The organism is Bifidobacterium criceti (assembly GCF_002286935.1).
GTDB classification, from domain to species: domain Bacteria; phylum Actinomycetota; class Actinomycetes; order Actinomycetales; family Bifidobacteriaceae; genus Bifidobacterium; species Bifidobacterium criceti.
Genome location: NZ_MVOH01000014.1, coordinates 163,492 through 180,521, shown reverse-complemented (window position 1 = coordinate 180,521; position 17,030 = coordinate 163,492). Strand labels below are relative to the sequence as shown.

11 protein-coding genes and 2 tRNA genes are annotated in these 17,030 nt (G+C 62.0%); 9 read left to right on the top strand and 4 right to left on the bottom strand.

Annotation, left to right across the window (positions count from 1 at the left end):
- Positions 1–31: 31 nt before the first annotated feature.
- From holA to aroA, 8 genes are all read left to right on the top strand, one after another.
- The gene (holA, locus tag B1526_RS06355; protein ID WP_095615221.1) at positions 32–1,012 is read left to right on the top strand and encodes a DNA polymerase III subunit delta; all 981 of its coding nucleotides are present in this window, start codon (positions 32–34) and stop codon (positions 1,010–1,012) included.
- Between the two features lie 43 nt (positions 1,013–1,055).
- Positions 1,056–1,628 (top strand): tRNA (adenosine(37)-N6)-threonylcarbamoyltransferase complex ATPase subunit type 1 TsaE, encoded by a 573-nt coding sequence (gene tsaE, locus B1526_RS06350; RefSeq protein ID WP_268802229.1) that lies wholly within the window; start codon positions 1,056–1,058, stop codon positions 1,626–1,628.
- A 43-nt stretch (positions 1,629–1,671) separates the two neighbouring features.
- Positions 1,672–2,535, top strand: a complete 864-nt coding sequence (gene tsaB, locus B1526_RS06345; RefSeq protein ID WP_095615219.1) for a tRNA (adenosine(37)-N6)-threonylcarbamoyltransferase complex dimerization subunit type 1 TsaB — start codon at positions 1,672–1,674, stop codon at positions 2,533–2,535.
- On the top strand, positions 2,532–3,068 hold the full coding sequence (gene rimI / locus B1526_RS06340) for a ribosomal protein S18-alanine N-acetyltransferase (RefSeq protein WP_095615218.1): 537 nt from the start codon (positions 2,532–2,534) through the stop codon (positions 3,066–3,068). The genes tsaB and rimI overlap by 4 nt, the downstream gene beginning before the upstream one ends.
- A gap of 75 nt (positions 3,069–3,143) precedes the next feature.
- A complete protein-coding gene (gene tsaD, locus B1526_RS06335; RefSeq protein ID WP_095615217.1) occupies positions 3,144–4,232 on the top strand; it encodes a tRNA (adenosine(37)-N6)-threonylcarbamoyltransferase complex transferase subunit TsaD in 1,089 nt (362 codons plus the stop codon).
- 97 nt (positions 4,233–4,329) lie between these two features.
- Positions 4,330–4,405, top strand: a tRNA-Asn gene (locus tag B1526_RS06330).
- Between the two features lie 665 nt (positions 4,406–5,070).
- Positions 5,071–5,146 (top strand) — tRNA-Asn (locus tag B1526_RS06325).
- 171 nt (positions 5,147–5,317) lie between these two features.
- Positions 5,318–6,721, top strand: coding sequence for a 3-phosphoshikimate 1-carboxyvinyltransferase (gene aroA, locus B1526_RS06320; RefSeq protein ID WP_095615216.1), 1,404 nt, complete (start codon positions 5,318–5,320; stop codon positions 6,719–6,721).
- Between the two features lie 840 nt (positions 6,722–7,561).
- Here aroA and B1526_RS06315 read toward each other — a convergent pair.
- The 3 genes from B1526_RS06315 to B1526_RS06305 form a co-directional block, all read right to left on the bottom strand.
- The gene (locus B1526_RS06315) at positions 7,562–8,800 is read right to left on the bottom strand and encodes an acetate/propionate family kinase (RefSeq protein ID WP_095615215.1); all 1,239 of its coding nucleotides are present in this window, start codon (positions 8,798–8,800) and stop codon (positions 7,562–7,564) included.
- A gap of 500 nt (positions 8,801–9,300) precedes the next feature.
- Positions 9,301–10,980 (bottom strand): phosphate acetyltransferase, encoded by a 1,680-nt coding sequence (gene pta, locus B1526_RS06310; protein WP_095615214.1) that lies wholly within the window; start codon positions 10,978–10,980, stop codon positions 9,301–9,303.
- A gap of 228 nt (positions 10,981–11,208) precedes the next feature.
- Positions 11,209–13,686: a phosphoketolase gene (locus tag B1526_RS06305; RefSeq protein ID WP_095615213.1), complete on the bottom strand. Its 2,478-nt coding sequence runs from the start codon at positions 13,684–13,686 to the stop codon at positions 11,209–11,211.
- A gap of 497 nt (positions 13,687–14,183) precedes the next feature.
- On the opposite strand from B1526_RS06305, the gene guaA reads away from it, so the two are divergent.
- Positions 14,184–15,746 (top strand): glutamine-hydrolyzing GMP synthase, encoded by a 1,563-nt coding sequence (gene guaA, locus B1526_RS06300; RefSeq protein ID WP_095615212.1) that lies wholly within the window; start codon positions 14,184–14,186, stop codon positions 15,744–15,746.
- A 196-nt stretch (positions 15,747–15,942) separates the two neighbouring features.
- Here the strand turns inward: guaA and B1526_RS06295 are convergent, their stop codons facing one another.
- Positions 15,943–16,938 carry an FUSC family protein gene (locus B1526_RS06295; protein ID WP_157908708.1) on the bottom strand — a complete coding sequence of 332 codons (996 nt, stop codon included), beginning with the start codon at positions 16,936–16,938 and terminating at the stop codon, positions 15,943–15,945.
- Positions 16,939–17,030: the final 92 nt, after the last annotated feature.

The window sequence follows — 17,030 nt, the reverse complement described above, 5'->3', positions numbered from 1 at the left end:
GATTGTCCAACGATGCGCACACATTGGGACTATGGGTGTGAACAACGACGCGAACTGCGTCATCGTCTTCGGTGGCATCGAGTACCTCAACGAACGCGAGGCGCGCGCCGATATCCGGCACTGGCTCGATAACCACCGCGACGCCGACTTCATCGAACTCGACGCGCGCACGACCGAAGGATACGACTTCGACGAGGCGGTGAGCCCATCGCTGCTCAGCGACCGCGCAGGCGTGCTCCTCACGCATCTCGAGGACGCCGACGAACCACTCGCCAAAACGCTCGTCTCCTACGTGAAAGCGACGGAGGGCGACCCGAACGCCTCGGCCGTCATCATGCGCCATGCCGGCGGCAACAAAGGCAAGAGGCTCGTCGACGACCTCAAACGGGCGGGCGCCGCGATGCAGAAAGTCGATGACATCAAGGCGCTGCGGGAGAAAGGCGGTGTGCGCAATTTCACAATCGGCGAGTTCGAACGCCGAGGCCGGCGCGTCGAACCCCAAGCGGCTGAACAGCTCGCCGCCGTGTACGGCGAAGGCAACTTCGGCGAACTGTGCGCGATGGTCGGCCAATTGTGCATGGACTTCACCGACGATCCGATCACGCTCGACGAAGTCAATCAATACATGATCGCCAATCCACAGGTCACCGGTTTCAACGTCGCGGACGCCGCACTCGCAGGCCAGGGCGCGCAGGCGGTCGTCATGCTGCGCTCGGCGCTCGTCCAAGGCGTCGACCCGATCGCGCTCGTCGGCGCGCTCGCGATGAAACTGCGTTCACTCGCGAAGGCGTCGGCCGTGCGTGCGGGAACGATCACGGACGCGGAGGCGAAGATGCCCCCATGGCTCATCCGCAAGACCCAGCGTCAGCTCGCCGGCTGGTCATCGCAATCGCTCGGCCGGTGCGTGCGGCGGCTCGCATGGGCGGATGAGCAATGCAAGACGACCGGAAGCGACCCCGCCTATGCGCTCGAACGCTGTGTCGAGCTCATCGCGAACAAAGGCGTTGAGTAACATGGTGCCCAGTGGCATCCATGACGATCGGAAGGCGCAGGACGTGGAATCGAAGCAGTACGCAATACCGACGGCCGAACGCATGCGCGCGCTCGGCGAACAGGTCGCACGCCGCATGCGCGGCGGCGAGGTCATCCTGCTGTCCGGACCGCTCGGCGCCGGCAAGACGACGTTCGCCCAAGGCTTCGGCGCCGGACTCGGCATCGACGAACCCATCGTCTCGCCGACGTTCACGATCGCGCGTGAACTCAACGGCACATTCGCCGATGGAAGACCGGCACGGCTCATCCACGTCGACGCCTACCGGCTCGGCGGCACCGACTACGCGCCGGGGCAGGACAGCGTCGACCGTCTGCTTGACGAACTCGAATCGCTCGGCCTCGACGAGGAACTCGAAGATGTCGACGAACACGCCGTCGTCCTGATGGAATGGGGCGAACAGATGGCCGCCGCGCTCGCGGACGAACGCCTCGACATCACGCTCACACGCCCGGTCGGAACGGGACATGTGCGGCGGACGGACAGGGAGCTGACAAGTGATGGCATGCGGTACGCGACGCTCACCGCCGTGGGAGGACGATGGGATGGGTTCCTCGGCGCCTTCGACTTCGCGTGACCGGCGCATCGGCAACCAACGGACAACAACGAAAAGACGGAACATGCATACGTTAGTCATCGACACATCGTTCGGATCGACCGTGGGCGTCGTCGGATACGAACCGGTCATTGAACACGATTCGCGCACCCATGTGGAGCGGTTGCGCGACGACATCGCCGCCGCATGCGCACGTGCGGGCATCGCACCGCATGAATTGGGCCGCATCGTCACCGGCATCGGTCCTGCGCCGTTCACCGGATTGCGCGCCGGCATCGTCACGGCGAAGGCGATCGCATACGCGACAGGCGCACAACTGCTCGGACAGGACGACCTCACGCCGAACGTCGCGCTCATGCACGCCGTCCACCGCCACGACGCGCGCTTCGCACAGTGGTTCGATTACGGCGACGTGAGCGTCATGAATGCGGACACGAACACCGTGAACTTCACATTGAGTGTGAACGACGCACGCCGCAAACAGCTGTACTTCGCGCTGTACGCGGACCTCGACCCACAAGGGGACGACCCCACGACAATCATCGACATGGACATCGACGCCCCCGTGCATATCGCCGAACGCGTGCGACAGTGCGTCGACGACCATCTCGAACGACATCCCGGCATCAATGCGGTCGTCGACGTCATCGGACACGGCGCGTGCACATACGCATCGGCATGGGATGCGATTGGACACGTGGAGACGGTGAGCGACACCGCCGCGCTCGATACGGGTGTGCATGGCCTCGCCCTGTTCGCGCATATCGCCGAACGCCAGTGCGAAGCGGACGGCAACGCGGAAGACGGCGATGGGAACGTCGAACCGCTGTATCTGCGCCGTCCAGACGTGAGCGTGCCGAATCCACTCAAACATGTCCTCAACCACGACCCCGTGCGCGAACGGGACAACGGGAAGGCCGTGTCATGATCGTACGCGGCGACACGGTCGACCGTGAGATGGCGGTCGCCCAGATGGGCGCACTCGAACAGGACCTGTTCGGGGCCGGCGCGTGGAGTGCGAATGCAGTCAGGCAGGAACTCGACGCCCCCGCGCGCGCATACTATTTCGACGTCGACGATACGGATGGGCACAGTGTGGACGCCAACACCACATCCCCGCGGATGCGCGGATACGCGGGATACTGGTATGACGGGTATGACGCGCAGATCATGACGATCGGCGTCGCGAAACCCCACCAACGCGAAGGCATCGGCCGCGCGCTGCTCGAACGGATGATCAAGGACGCGAAAGACGCCGGCGCCGAACGCATGCTGCTCGAAGTGCGCGTCGACAACGACGCGGCAATCGCACTGTACCAGTCACTCGGATTCAAACGGATGGGGCTGCGCAAACGCTACTACCAGCCCGAAGGCGTGGACGCGTATACGATGAGCCTCGAACTCGCGCCACGCGTCGTCGGATTCGCGGCGCCCACGCCACACACGGCGGAACAACAATGACGGCGGCGCACACGGCACCGCATACGTGGACGCAGACACACACGCACACGACGACACGACAGGACGGAGCAGACGATGGACACGACGTCGCGCACAGCATTGGACGAGACGGGCGAAACGCACGGGCCGATCATCCTCGGCATCGAATCGACATGTGACGAGACGGCGGCCGCCGTCGTACAAGGCGGCACACTTAGGTCGAACGTCGTCGCCTCGTCGATGGACGAACATGCGCGCTACGGGGGTGTCATCCCCGAAATCGCTTCACGTGCGCACGCGCAGGCATTCGTACCGGTCGTCTCGAAAGCCCTCGCTGACGCGGGACTGGAGATCTCGGACGTCGACGCGATCGCCGTATCGGCGGGGCCGGGACTCGCCGGATGCCTCGCCGTCGGTGTCTCCGGGGCGAAGGCGCTTGGCTGGGCAGCGGGGAAGCCGGTCTACGGCGTCAACCATGTCATCGGGCATGTCGCGGTGACGCAACTGCAGTTCGGCGCGCTGCCGGCGAACACGATGGCACTCATCGTCTCGGGCGGACACACGTCGCTGCTGCATGTCGAGGACATCGCGCGGCATGTCGACGTCGTCGGCACGACGCTCGACGACGCCGCAGGCGAATGCTTCGACAAGATCGCGCGCCTGCTCGGCTTCCCGTATCCAGGCGGCCCGCATATCGACGCGCATGCGCAGCGGGGCGATCCGCATGCGATCCGTGTGCCACAGGGGCTGACGCAGGGGCGCGCCGGCAAAGCGCATCCTTACGATTTCAGTTTCTCAGGCGTCAAGACGGCTGTCGCACGGTGGATCGAAGAGCGGCAGGCCGCAGGCGAGCCGATTCCCGTCGATGATGTGTGCGCGTCGCTCGCCGCGTCGGTCGCCGATGTGCTCGCGAAGAAGGCGATGCGTGGATGTACGCAATATGGTGCGGACACGCTTATCGTCGGTGGTGGGTTCTCCGCGAACTCACAGCTGCGGCAGGCGTTGCTCACGGCCGGGGAACGCCACGGCGTCGACGTGAGGCTGCCACGTATCGCCTTGTGCACCGACAACGGTGCGATGGTCGCGATGCTTGGTTCGAACCTCGTCGAGGCGGGCGTCGCGCCGTCGTCTCCCGATTTCCCGATCGATTCGGCGATGCCGCTCACGCGCATCGTCATGCCATGAGGATAATGCGCCGATGACGACACGCCGATTTGCATATTCGTTGGTCGGCGCGTATATTTTCTTTCTGTTGCGTTGAAGAGATTCGACGTTGCAGTATTCCTGCGTAGCTCAGTTGGCAGAGCATCCGACTGTTAATCGGACGGTCACTGGTTCAAGCCCAGTCGCAGGAGCCAACAGCCGCCTCCGGGCGGCTTTTTCGTTTTTCGCGATGTCATGGGCGTCGCGCGGATATCGGACACGTATCGATATATGTCTAATTCGTGAAGCAAATATGTGGGAATTGTATGGAAGCGCGCGATATCACGACATCGGCGATTGTGGGCGCGTATTGTGGGACATGTCGGTTCAAGGCCGACGGCGGCGGGTCCCGTAGGGGCGCATGGGTGGTTTGCGTCAGTGGTTCCGGGGGCTCGGGACTTGCCCGTCATACATTGGCCTTGAACCGATTTCCCGTATCCGTGCACATCCAACGGCATCATGGCAATCATCGCGAATACGATGTGCAGTGGGGGAATGGGCATGTTGTGAAGATGGAGTGCGGGTATTGCGAAGGATCCGTGTGGAATGGCGGAAGACGCCGCGGCACGCGTGCATGGTCACGTATCGTAGGGGATGTTGGTTCATCCGGCGGCAGACTTTGCAGGTTGTGTGGGAGTCGGTTCACGACGACTATGATGTCGTGTGCGCGCGTCGGCATGGACGGCATGAGAGGGAGGAGGGGATGCGTCGGCGTGTCGTCACCGCAGGGGAAGCGGTCGCGACACGCCGATTTGCATATTCGTTGGTCGGCGCGTATATTTTCTTTCTGTTGCGTTGAAGAGATTCGACGTTGCAGTATTCCTGCGTAGCTCAGTTGGCAGAGCATCCGACTGTTAATCGGACGGTCACTGGTTCAAGCCCAGTCGCAGGAGCCAACAGCCGCCTCCGGGCGGCTTTTTCGTATCCCGATGGAGCAAGTACGGGCATCATCGATCGACGACGTCGCATATGACAGACGCATACAACAGCATGGTCGTTCGGATTCCCGTCTCAACTATGGATGCGCGGCGGCCGCACAATCTGACATCCCCAGTACGATGGGACGTATGAACGAAGCCAACCAAGCACACGTCGTGGCCGATCCGTGGCCCGCGCCTGTCGCGACCGCGCCGCTTGACGCGACGGTCACAATCCCCGGCAGCAAATCCCTGTCCAACCGTTATCTCATCCTCGCGGCCTTGGGATCCGATCCCGTCCGTATCCGCGGATTGCTGCGTTCGCGCGACACCGATCTGATGATGGGCGCATTGCGCGCGCTCGGCGTCACCTGTGAGGAAGACACCGACGAACCGACGACCGTCACCGTGACACCACCCAAGGACGGTGTTTTCAGCGGCAACAGCGAGGTGTTCTGCGGACTCGCGGGAACGGTCATGAGATTCGTGCCGCCGCTTGTGCTTTTCGCCGACGGGCCCGTCCGCTTCGATGGCGATGAGCAGGCGTACGCGCGTCCGATGGAACCGCTGCTGTTCGGGCTCAAACAGCTTGGCGCGCGTGTCGAATACCACGGTGAGCGCGGCCATCTGCCATTCACCGTGACGCCACCTGAGCATCTGGGCACCGGTGATGGCAAACCGGTCAAGGTGCGCGTGGATTCCTCATCATCCTCGCAGTTCGTTTCCGGCCTGCTGCTCGCGGCATCCAGGATTCCCGATGGTGTGCTGCTGCGGCATACGGGCACGACGCTCCCGAGCCTGCCGCATATCCGGATGACGATGGAGGACATCAACGTCGCAGGTGGCGACGTGACGATGCCGGAACGCGGCCGTTGGCTCGTCCAGCCGCGCGCGCTCGGCCTTCCCGGTACGGTCACGGTCGAACCCGACCTGTCGAACGCCGCGCCGTTCCTTGGGGCGGCGCTCATCGCGGGCGGCGTCGTGCGTGTGCCGAATTGGCCCGCGCACACGACGCAGCCGGGGGGACTGTTGCCGTCGATGCTCCACAAGTTCGGTGCGACGGTCACGCTCGACGGCGACCCATTCGACGAAGTCAACGATTGTGAGATGTTCGACGACGACTTCAATGGCACCCTCGCTGTTACGGGTGGCACTTCGATTCGCGGTCTCGGGGAACTCGACCTGTCGGCGGCGGGGGAGATCGCGCCAAGCGTCGCCGCGATCGCGACACTCGCGAACAGCCCGACCGAACTCATTGGCATCGGGCATCTGCGCGGCCACGAGACGAACCGGCTCGCTGCGCTTGTCACGGAAATCGAACGGGTCGGGGCGCGTGCCGAGGAGCTCGACAATGGCATCGCGATCGAACCGGTGGCGGACGACGCCTTGCACGGTGCGGTCATGGAATCGTACGCCGACCATCGCATGGCTACGTTCGCGGCGATGCTCGGATTGCGCATCCCCGGCATCGAAATCAAGGATGTGCTCACGACACGCAAGACGATCCCCGACTTCACAGGAATGTGGACCGCGATGCTCGCACAGCACGAGTGACCTTACGGGCGGCATGGGCGGATCTTCCACGAAGATCCGCCCATGCCGCATATGCGCATATGGTTGTCGTTTTCGTTACAGGTGGCACTTCGTGCGGGGTGCCACCCGTAACATTTTGCGCGATACAGATGCGCTCCGTTGCGAGATCTGCGCGTGATCTGGATTTGGTGTTACGGGTAGTGCATCGGCAGCCAGCCCGCGTTGATGCATGTACGGGAGGGCTACATCTTATGGGTGGCATGTACGGCTTATGCGCGGTGCATCTTACGGGTGGCATCTCCTTGGATGGTGACCATGTGCGCAGTGTGTGGCGTACGTCGCTCTCTTACGGGAGGTCGTGCTACCGGTGGCACCTCGCATACCATCATCGTGTTGTACAGGGGATGATGCAGCCAATATCAAGATCTGCTACCGGTAACACTGCTGCCGGTAATCGAACTACCACCAGTACCACCTACTGCCACCGATGATGAATGAGACCGCCACCGGTCAAAGACTGCTGCCTCTCGCAAGAAAAGGGAACTGCTACCGGTAACGAGTACAGGGATTCGCTACCGGTAACGAGACAAGAAAATTGCTGTCACCGGTAACGAATGGCAGCAGTTACCGGTAACCAGACCGCTGCCTGTAGCGGATGCTGCCACCGGTAATCCCATCTTCTATACGGATTAGCGCTACCGTCAGCCACATCTTCGGTGCTACCGATAACCATCCGTCCAAGCATCCAACCGTTGTCCATGCACCGGCGCGTCACCATCGCGACGATGTGCGCACATATGAACAGGGGACGGTCCCAGAGGGACCGTCCCCTGTATCGATGCGTCAAAGCATCGGTGTGGATCAGTCGGCGATCTTGTTGCCGTACTTATCCTCACCGTTGTCGACGATCTCCTGAGCACGCTGCGCGATCGCGAGTTCCTCGTTCGTCGGATAGACGACGACTGTCACCGACGAATCCGGGGTGGAGATGATGCGCGGCTCCTTGGAACGCGTATCGTTCTTCTCCATGTCCAGCTTGACGCCGAACGGGGCGAGCTTCTCGCACACCATGCGGCGCACGATTTCGTCGTTCTCGCCCACGCCCGCGGTGAACGTGAGGACATCGAGACCGCCGAGCTGCGCCGTGTACGCACCGATGTAGCTGACGATGCGGTGGACGTAGACGTCGAGCGCGAGCTTCGCGTTCTCGTCACCTTCCGCGATGAGGCGATGCACTTCGCGCATGTCGCCGAAGCCGGTCATGCCCATCATGCCGGACTTCTTGTTGAACAGGTCATCGAGTTCGTCGACGTCCATGTGCGCGTTGCGCATCAGATGGAAGACGGCGGCGGGGTCGATGTCGCCGGTACGCGAACCCATGACGAGGCCTTCGAGTGGCGTCAGGCCCATCGAGGTCTCGATCGGACGGCCACCGAGTTCGGCGGAAGCGGACGCGCCGTTGCCGATATGCAGCACGATCTGCTTGAGGCCCTTCGCGGCTTCGGCGTCGACGCCGAGGAACTCCGGGATCTGCGAGGAGACGAACCAGTGGGAGGTGCCGTGGGCGCCGTAGCGGCGGATCTTGTACTTGTCCGCGACTTCCTTGTTGAGCGCGTATGTGCTCGAAGCCTTCGGCAGCTGCTGGAAGAAGGAGGAATCAAAGACGTAGACCTGCGGGACGTCCGGCAGCAGCTGGCGCATGACGCGCGCGCCCTTCGCTTCCGGTCCGTTGTGCAGCGGCGCGAGGACGGCGAGTTCCTCGACCTTCTCCGTCGTCGCCGGCGTCACGAGGGCCGGATCCGGGAAGGTGTTGCCGCCCTGGACGACGCGGTGGCCGACGGCGATGATGCCGGCGTCCTCGAGCTTCGGGCCGTACTCCTCGAAGAAGCCGAGCACGCGCTTGAGGCCCTGCTCATGGTTTTCGATGCGCTCTTCGAGCTCATGCTTTTCGCCGTTGTATTCGTACTTGTAATGACCATCGATCGGTTCGCCGATTTTCTCGACGAGGCCCGAAGCGATTCCTTCACCGGTTTCGAGGTCGACGAGCTGGTACTTGATCGAGCTGGAGCCCGAGTTGATAACAAGGACGGTTTTCGCCATTGTGGCATCCTCCATTGGTTATTGCGTTCGCCGCGGTTGCGACTTTCCAAACACACAGATTACTCAGCGAATGCTACAAACGCGCTACGGCCGTGCCCAAACGTGGACAGTGCCTTCATCGTCGATGTCGATGTCGTCGCCGTTCCGCTTACGGGATGCATGGGTGATGTTGGTGGGGGAAGTGAGGAAGAAGAAGGAAATGGAGATGACAGGATGCCACCCATAAGGATGAGGGGTTACCCGTAAGGATTGCCCCCGTAAGAACGACTACCCGTAAGAACAAGGGCTACCCGTAAAAATGACCTCCCGTAAGGACTACCTCCCGTAAGAATGACCACCCGTAAGGAAAAGCAGTACGTACGAATGAAAGGCAACCCATAAGGGGCCGCCCCCGTAAGAACGACTATCCGTAAGAACAAGGGGCTGCCCATAAGAAGACGGCGGGGTTGGGGAGACATTCAGGATGTCTCCCCAACCCCGCCACGGAGGTGTGGATTGGCTCAATCGTTCTGCTGGGCTTCGATCGCGGTCAATGCGATCGTGTTGATGATGTCCTGGACGAGCGCGCCACGTGACAGGTCGTTGACCGGCTTGTTGAGGCCTTGGAGGATCGGGCCGATCGCGACGGCGTTCGCCGTGCGCTGGACGGCCTTGTAGCAGATGTTGCCGGAGTCGAGGTCGGGGAACACGAAGACGGTCACACGTCCGGCGACCGGATTGCCCGCCGCTTTGACGGATGCCACTTCGGGGGACCATGCGGCGTCAAACTGGATCGGGCCAACGAGTTCGAGGTCGGGGGCCTTCTCCTTGACTATCGACGCCGCCTCGACGACGAGGTCGACGTCGGGGCCCTTGCCCGAACCAAGCGTCGAATAGGAGAGCATGCCGACACGCGGCTCAATCGAGAACGCCTTCGCCGTCTGCGCCGACTGCAACGCGATGTCGGCGAGCTGTTCGGGGTCGGGGTCGAGATTGATCGCACAGTCCGCGAAGACCGACACATGGTCCTTGAGGCACATGAGGAACGCGCCGGACACCGACTTGATGCCGGGCTTCGTCTTGATGAGCTGGAGCGCCGGACGCACTGTGTTCGCCGTCGAGCTGATCGCGCCCGAGACGAGGCCATCGGCCTGCCCGAGCACGACGAGCATCGTTCCGAAATAGTTCGGGTCACGCAGCGTCTTCCTCGCGACGTCGGGTGTCATGCCCTTCTTCGCACGCAGTTCGCATAGGCGGTCGACCATCACGGTCAGCAGCTGTTCGTCGTCCATCGACTGGAAGCGCGCACGGTCGATCGATTTGAGGCCGAGTGTACGGCCGCGTTCGAGGATGTCATCCTGTTCGCCGATGATGATGAGGTCGCAGATGTCGGACTGCAACAGGTAGTCGGCGGCTTGGATGATGCGGTCGTCGGAGCCTTCCGGCAGCACGATCGTCTTGCGGTCCGCCTTTGCGCGCGCGAGCAGGTCGTATTGGAACGCGTACGGCGTCGTCGGCGGCACGAATGGCGAATCGAGCGTCTCCATGAGCTCGTGTTCGGGGACGTGTTCGTCGAACAACGCGATCGCGGCGTCCGCGTTCGTCAAATCGGACAGGTCGATGAACGGCAGCGTCCACACGCGCACCGCATAGTCCTTGAAATATTCCTTGAGCGACGCCGTCTGCTCGCCTTTGCAACCGGTGACGAACACACCGATGAGTTCGGTGCCCGCGTTCCTGATGACTTCGGTGCACGATGCGATCGTTTCGAGTACTTCGTCGGGCGTACGTCCGATTGTGCACACGGTGAGCAGGACGGGGGACTGCAGGTCCGCGGAGACGTCTGCGTTGAACGAGAACCGTTCCGGATCGCCAACGTTGGTTTTGTCGGAACCGACGATGACGCGCGCCTGTGGGTTGAGCGCGGCGTTCGTGTCAATGAAGTTCGCGACGATCTGTTCGCGTGCCTCGCGTTTGCGCAGTCGTGCGGTCGGCATCGTGACGCCTAAGGCCTGTTCTCGTGTCTGGTCGACGGATGTGTACTTGAGCAATGTGTCCGTGAACTGTTCGTCAGGGCATACGGCAGGGCGGAACACACTCGTCTTGAAGTGCCGCGAAAGCGTGCTGACGACGCCGAGCGCCACGGCGTTGCGACCGTTGCCGGGGTTCGGGCTGAGGATACTGACGTTCTTGAGACTCACTGTTCGCTCCTTTTACCGTGTGGAGAGTCGCGATGTCCGGCATCGTGCGGGCAACGACGTGTGACAACGTTGTTCACAACGGACCATTGTACCCAGCGCATGTGTGCGGACGCCGGCGGCGCGCAGGAGCGGATGGAAAATGTGAGCTAGATAACATGAAAACGGGGATTCGGATATCGATCCGGATCCCCGTTTTCCTATCGTTCAGGCGAGGTCAGTCGCGATGACTCACTCGTTGTCGCCCGCGGTGGCCGCGGTCGCGGAGAGCATCGCGCTCTCGTCGACCTTGACGTCCGGCCACACCCAGTCGGTGAACTCCGGGATGTCGTAGCCGTTGTCGACCGCGAACTGGAACGCCTTCTGGCGGAACTCATTGAGCTCGTCGATCTTGCCGGCGTACTTGTCGGCGTCGATCAGGCGCAGAGCCTCGGCCTGCAGCGCATAGCGATCCATGTCGTTGACGCGAACCATGTCGAACGGCGTCGTCGTGGAGCCCTGCTCCTTGTAGCCGACGACGTGGAAGTTGTCGTGGTTCGGACGGTCGTAGATCAGGCCGCGCACATCCTGGGCATAGGAATGGTATGCGAACAGGACCGGCTTGTCGGCGGTGAACAGCTCGGCGAAGTCCTCGTTGGACATGGCTTCGTCGTTGTTCTCCGGGGACTGCAGCTTCAGGAGGTCAACGACGTTGACGACCTTGAACTTGATGCCATCCTTGTTCAGGGCGTCGGAAGCGGCCATGATCTCCTGCGTCGGAACGTCGCCGGCGGCGGCGAGGACGACCTGGACCTCGTCGTTGCTCTTGGCGTTCGAAGCCCACTTCCACTCGGCGGCGCCGGCCTCGAGCTCGGCGCGAGCCTCGTCGAGGGTGATCCACGTCGGAGCCGGCTGCTTGCCGGAGAAGATCGCGTTGATCTTATTGGTCGACTTGAAGCACTTCTCGGCGATCGCGAGGAGCATGTTCGCGTCGGTCGCGAAGTAGATGCCGGTGACGTGATCGTTGTTGAAGGTCTTGTTGATCAGGACGGAGGTGACGCCCGGGTCCTGATGCGAGAAGCCGTTGTGGTCCTGACGCCACACGTGCGAGGAGACCAGAAGGTTCATCGACGAGATCGGCTTGCGCCACGGGATCTCGCGGACGGTGGCCTCAAGCCACTTCGCATGCTGGTTCAGCATCGAGTCGATCACATGCACGAAGGACTCGTAGGAGCTCCAGATGCCGTGACGGCCGGTGAGCAGGTAGGCCTCGAGGAAGCCTTCGCACTGATGCTCGGAGAGCTGCTCGGTGACCTGGCCGGTGACGGCCATGTTCTCGTCGACGAGGCCGGAGAGGTAGCCGTTGTCCCACTGCTTCTTGGTGACCTCATAGGTCGCGTTGAGGCGGTTGGATGCGGTCTCGTCCGGGCCGAAGATACGGAACGAATCCGGGTTGTTCTTGATGATGTCGCGGCAGTAAGCGCCCAGGGAGCGCGGAGCCTCGACCTGGCCCCAGCCATGGCCGTACTCCTTGACGCCGGTGACCTCGTAGTCCTCGAGGTTCGGCAGCTTCAGATCCTCGCGGATCACACCACCGTTGGCGTTCGGGTTGGCGCCGATGCGCAGCTCGCCCTTCGGCATGAACTCGGTGACGTCATCCTTGATCGAGCCGTCGGCGTTGAAGAGCTCCTCCGGCTTGTAGGATTCCATCCAGCCCTTGAGGACCTCGAAGTGCTCCTCGGTGTCGCGGGCGGAAGCCAGCGGAACCTGGTGCGCACGCCAGGAGCCTTCGGTCTTCTTGCCGTCGATGAACTTCGGGCAGGTCCAGCCCTTCGGGGTGCGGAAGATGAGCATCGGGTAGAACGGACGGGTCATGTCGTCGGTCTGGGCCGCTGCCTTGATGTCGCAGATCTCGTCGAAGATCGTCTCGAAGAGCTCGGCGAAGCGACGGTGGATCGACAGATGGTCCTCGTTGTCGAAGCCGGCGACGAACTCGTACGGGTGGTAGCCCATGCCGCGGAAGAAGTCGTGCAGCTCCTCATCGGAGATACGGGCGAGGATCGTCGGGTTGGCGATCTTGTAACCGTTGAGGTGCAGGATCGGCAACACGATGCCGTCGGTGCGCGGGTTGACGAGCTTGTTGGACTGCCAACCGGTGGCGAGCGGGCCGGTTTCGGCCTCGCCGTCGCCGATGATGCACGGCACGAACAGGCTCGGGTTGTTCATCACGGCGCCATAGGCGTGGGACAGGGCGTAGCCAAGTTCGCCACCCTCATGGATCGAGCCGGGGGTCTCCGGGGCGAAGTGCGACGGGATGCCGCCCGGGTAGGAGAACTGGCGGAAGAACTTCTGCAGGCCAGCTTCATCCTTCGTGATGTTCGGGTAGTACTCGGTGTACGTGCCGTCGACGTAAGACTGGGAGGTGCCAGCCGGGCCGCCGTGGCCCGGGCCCATGATGAACACGGTGTTCTGCTGGTGGTCCGCGATGAGGCGGTTGATGTGGGCGAGAAGGAAGTTCAGGCCCGGGGTGGTGCCCCAGTGACCGACGAGGCGGTGCTTCACGTCGTCGCGGGTGAAGGGTTCCTTCATCAGCGGGTTGCTACGCAGATAGATCTGGCCGATGGACATGTAGTTGGTGACGCGCCAATACTTGTCCATGCCTTCGATGGCTTCTTCGGAAACCGGTCGATCCAGCTTCTGCCAAGGGGTGCCAATAACAGGATTAGTCATGTGTGCTCCTGTACTCCTGCACATAGTGTGCGATTGTTCTTTTTCGGTTGGGACGTGGGATCCGCATGTCCTCCCTTGTCGGGGGAAACCCCATGTCCGGTCGAAGAACATGTTACGCGGACTCACTGACGTTTTGCGTAGTTTTGGTTAGGTGTGAGCGATATTGTTCGATTTCTTATGCATTTTGAGAGAATTCGCTGATGAAATGTGAATTCGGCCGATGGGCGAACAATGAGTGAAAACGTTGGAAACATTGGGATATGGGAGCATCACGCTTTTTTGTCTCGTTCGATTCGGCGTTGGGCTGGCGGCGTGTTGCGTCCAGACGAACGCCGTCGGGACGCCCTTATGCCATATGTACTTGAGCGCTTAAGTATCTGTATGTGCGTTGGCTGACGGTGCATTGTGCAGGGCGGTGGTGTTCAATGTCGCCTTACGGCAGCACAATATATACGTGTCATGCGCAACAGCGCAATCCGTTTGTCCAAGGGAGTTGTATGGCCACCGGTCCTGTCCTCGTCGTTGATTTCGGCGCGCAGTACGCGCAGCTCATCGCACGCCGTGTACGCGAAGCCAATGTGTATTCCGAGCTCGTCCCGCATTCGATGCCCGTCGGCGAGATGCTCGCCAAGAAGCCCTCGGCGATCATCCTCTCCGGCGGCCCGGCGTCCGTCTATGAACCGGGCGCGCCGACGATTGACAAGAAGGTCTTCGATGCGGGCGTCCCCGTGCTCGGCATCTGCTACGGCTTCCAGGTGATGGCCCATGAACTCGGCGGTGACGTGGACAAGGCCGCACTTGGCGAATACGGCAAGACCGAGGCTGTCGTCGACGACGCGCGCGGCATCCTCGACGGCTCGCCGTCACTGCAGACGACGTGGATGAGCCACGGTGTCGCCGTCAACACGGCACCCGAGGGGTTCGAGGTGCTCGCGCACACCGAGGGTGCGCCGGTCGCCGCGATGGCGGATGATGCGCGCAAGCTCTACGGCGTGCAGTGGCATCCGGAGGTCAGGCACACGCCGCTCGGGCAGGACCTGATCGAGAACTTCCTGCACGAATGCGCGGGAATCCCGAATGATTGGAACGCGAAGAACATCATCGACGAACAGGTCGAGGCGATCCGCGAGAAGGTCGGCGACGCGCAGGTCATATGCGGCCTGTCCGGTGGTGTCGACTCCGCCGTCGCCGCCGCGCTTGTGCACCGCGCGATCGGCGACCAGCTCACCTGTGTGTTCGTCGACCACGGCCTGCTGCGCAAGGGGGAGGCCGAGCAGGTCAAGCACGACTTCGTCGCCGCGACCGGCATCAAGCTCATCGCCGTCGACGCCTCCGAGGACTTCCTCGATGCGCTCAAGGGCGTCTCCGATCCGGAGACGAAGCGCAAGATCATCGGTGAGAAGTTCATCCGCACGTTCGAGAAGGCGCAGCGTCAGGTGATCGAAGAGGCAGGCGCGCACGGCAAGGAAGTCAAGTTCCTCGTGCAGGGCACGCTCTATCCGGATGTCGTCGAATCCGGCGGCGGCGACGGCGCATCGAACATCAAGTCGCACCACAATGTCGGCGGCCTGCCGAAGGACATCAAGTTCGAACTCATCGAGCCGCTGCGTTCGCTGTTCAAGGATGAGGTGCGCGCGATCGGCACCGAACTCGGCTTGCCGGATGAGATCGTCTGGCGCCAGCCGTTCCCAGGTCCCGGCCTCGGCATCCGCATCATCGGTGAGATCACGAAGGAACGCCTCGACCTGCTGCGCGACGCCGATGCGATCGCGCGCGAGGAACTCTCGAAGGCCGGGCTCGACCGCGACATCTGGCAGTGTCCGGTCGTGCTCCTCGCCGATGTGCATTCGGTGGGTGTCCAGGGCGACGAACGCACGTATGGTTCGCCGATTGTCCTGCGTCCAGTGAGCTCCGAGGACGCGATGACGGCCGACTGGTCACGCGTGCCATACGATGTGCTTGCGACGATCTCGACGCGCATCACGAACGAGTGCCGCCAGATCAACCGTGTCGTGCTCGACTGCACGTCGAAACCGCCGGCGACGATTGAGTGGGAGTGAGTGCGACGCTCTGGTCTGGGAACACTTCTGAGTTGCCCCTCCATCGAGCATGATTGGGCTCCATTCCATGGGAGAACGCATGAACTGCCGCCCTTGTGGATTGTGCTCCGCATGACGAGGCCTGCCGAAGTAGGTTCGGCAGGCCTTTCTTTTTTGGATGAATGCGCACTGCGACAGGCACCGTCTGGAACGGGAATTATATATTCGTCGACGGCTTGGTGCGTTTGGTTGCCGGTGCTTCATCGGAGGAGGCATGGCGTTCCAGAAGTGAGAACAGCACGGTGCAGCATACCGCGAAGAGCACACCAATCATGTTGTCGTAGATCCGCAATGTCACGGATCCGGAGACGCCGTAGACGCTCTCGGCAAGCAGGAGGGCGCCGAAACAATTGAGGGCGTTGTTTACCATGTACTTGCTGGAGAATCCCATACAGATGCCTGCGATGGGGCCGAACAGGATGCGGGACCCGGCCGGTACCACAAGCGAGAATCCGGCATATAGCAATGATCCCACGACAACCCCGCCTATGCGCTGCAGCGCTCGCATTGGCAGGCTCGCTCCCGCTTCGCCGAAGGGGAGGAGCACCGACATGCAGGCGTAGCCCACCCATACGCCTCGGGGCAGTCCTGCCAGTTCCCCGATGAGCAAAGCCATGGCCACCCCTGCGGACAGTCTGATCTGCCAGAGTCCCTTTGCGCTGGATACGCTGAATGCAGCCAGCATGTCATACAAACGAACATTCTGGAACTTCCCGTGGTGTTTGTGCAGGAGCACGGCGCTGCATGCCAGCCACAGCAGCAACGCCAGCACACACCGGCTTGCGAGCGCTTCCCCGTTCACAGGCGTCTGGCTCACGAACAGGTATCCGAACACATAGAGCCCGGCGTTGCCCATCAGCGGCTCGTCGGCAACGAGTACCAGGATGACGGTGATGAGCAGGAAGTTCACCATCAGGCAGGGGACTGGCGGCCATGCCTGGGCCGCCAGTCCCCCACACACCATGGCCGCTAAGACGAACGCCAGGGCGATGACACTGTCCGCGGCGCGGTATCCATAAGGAACATGCTTGATGCCGAGCAGGATGCAGAATCCCGCCACGGCCAGCCCGGAGTTATCGGGGCCGAACACCGCCGACAGCCCGCCGATGAACACGACGGCGAAGGAGACGAGCAGGATGCTCCTGATTGACATGGCGAAGATGAGACGAGCCTTTGTTCGCGGTTCCGTGGTCGCCTTCACTTTCGCCCATAGCCCATGGGCATCCATCTGAAGAAGCTGATAGA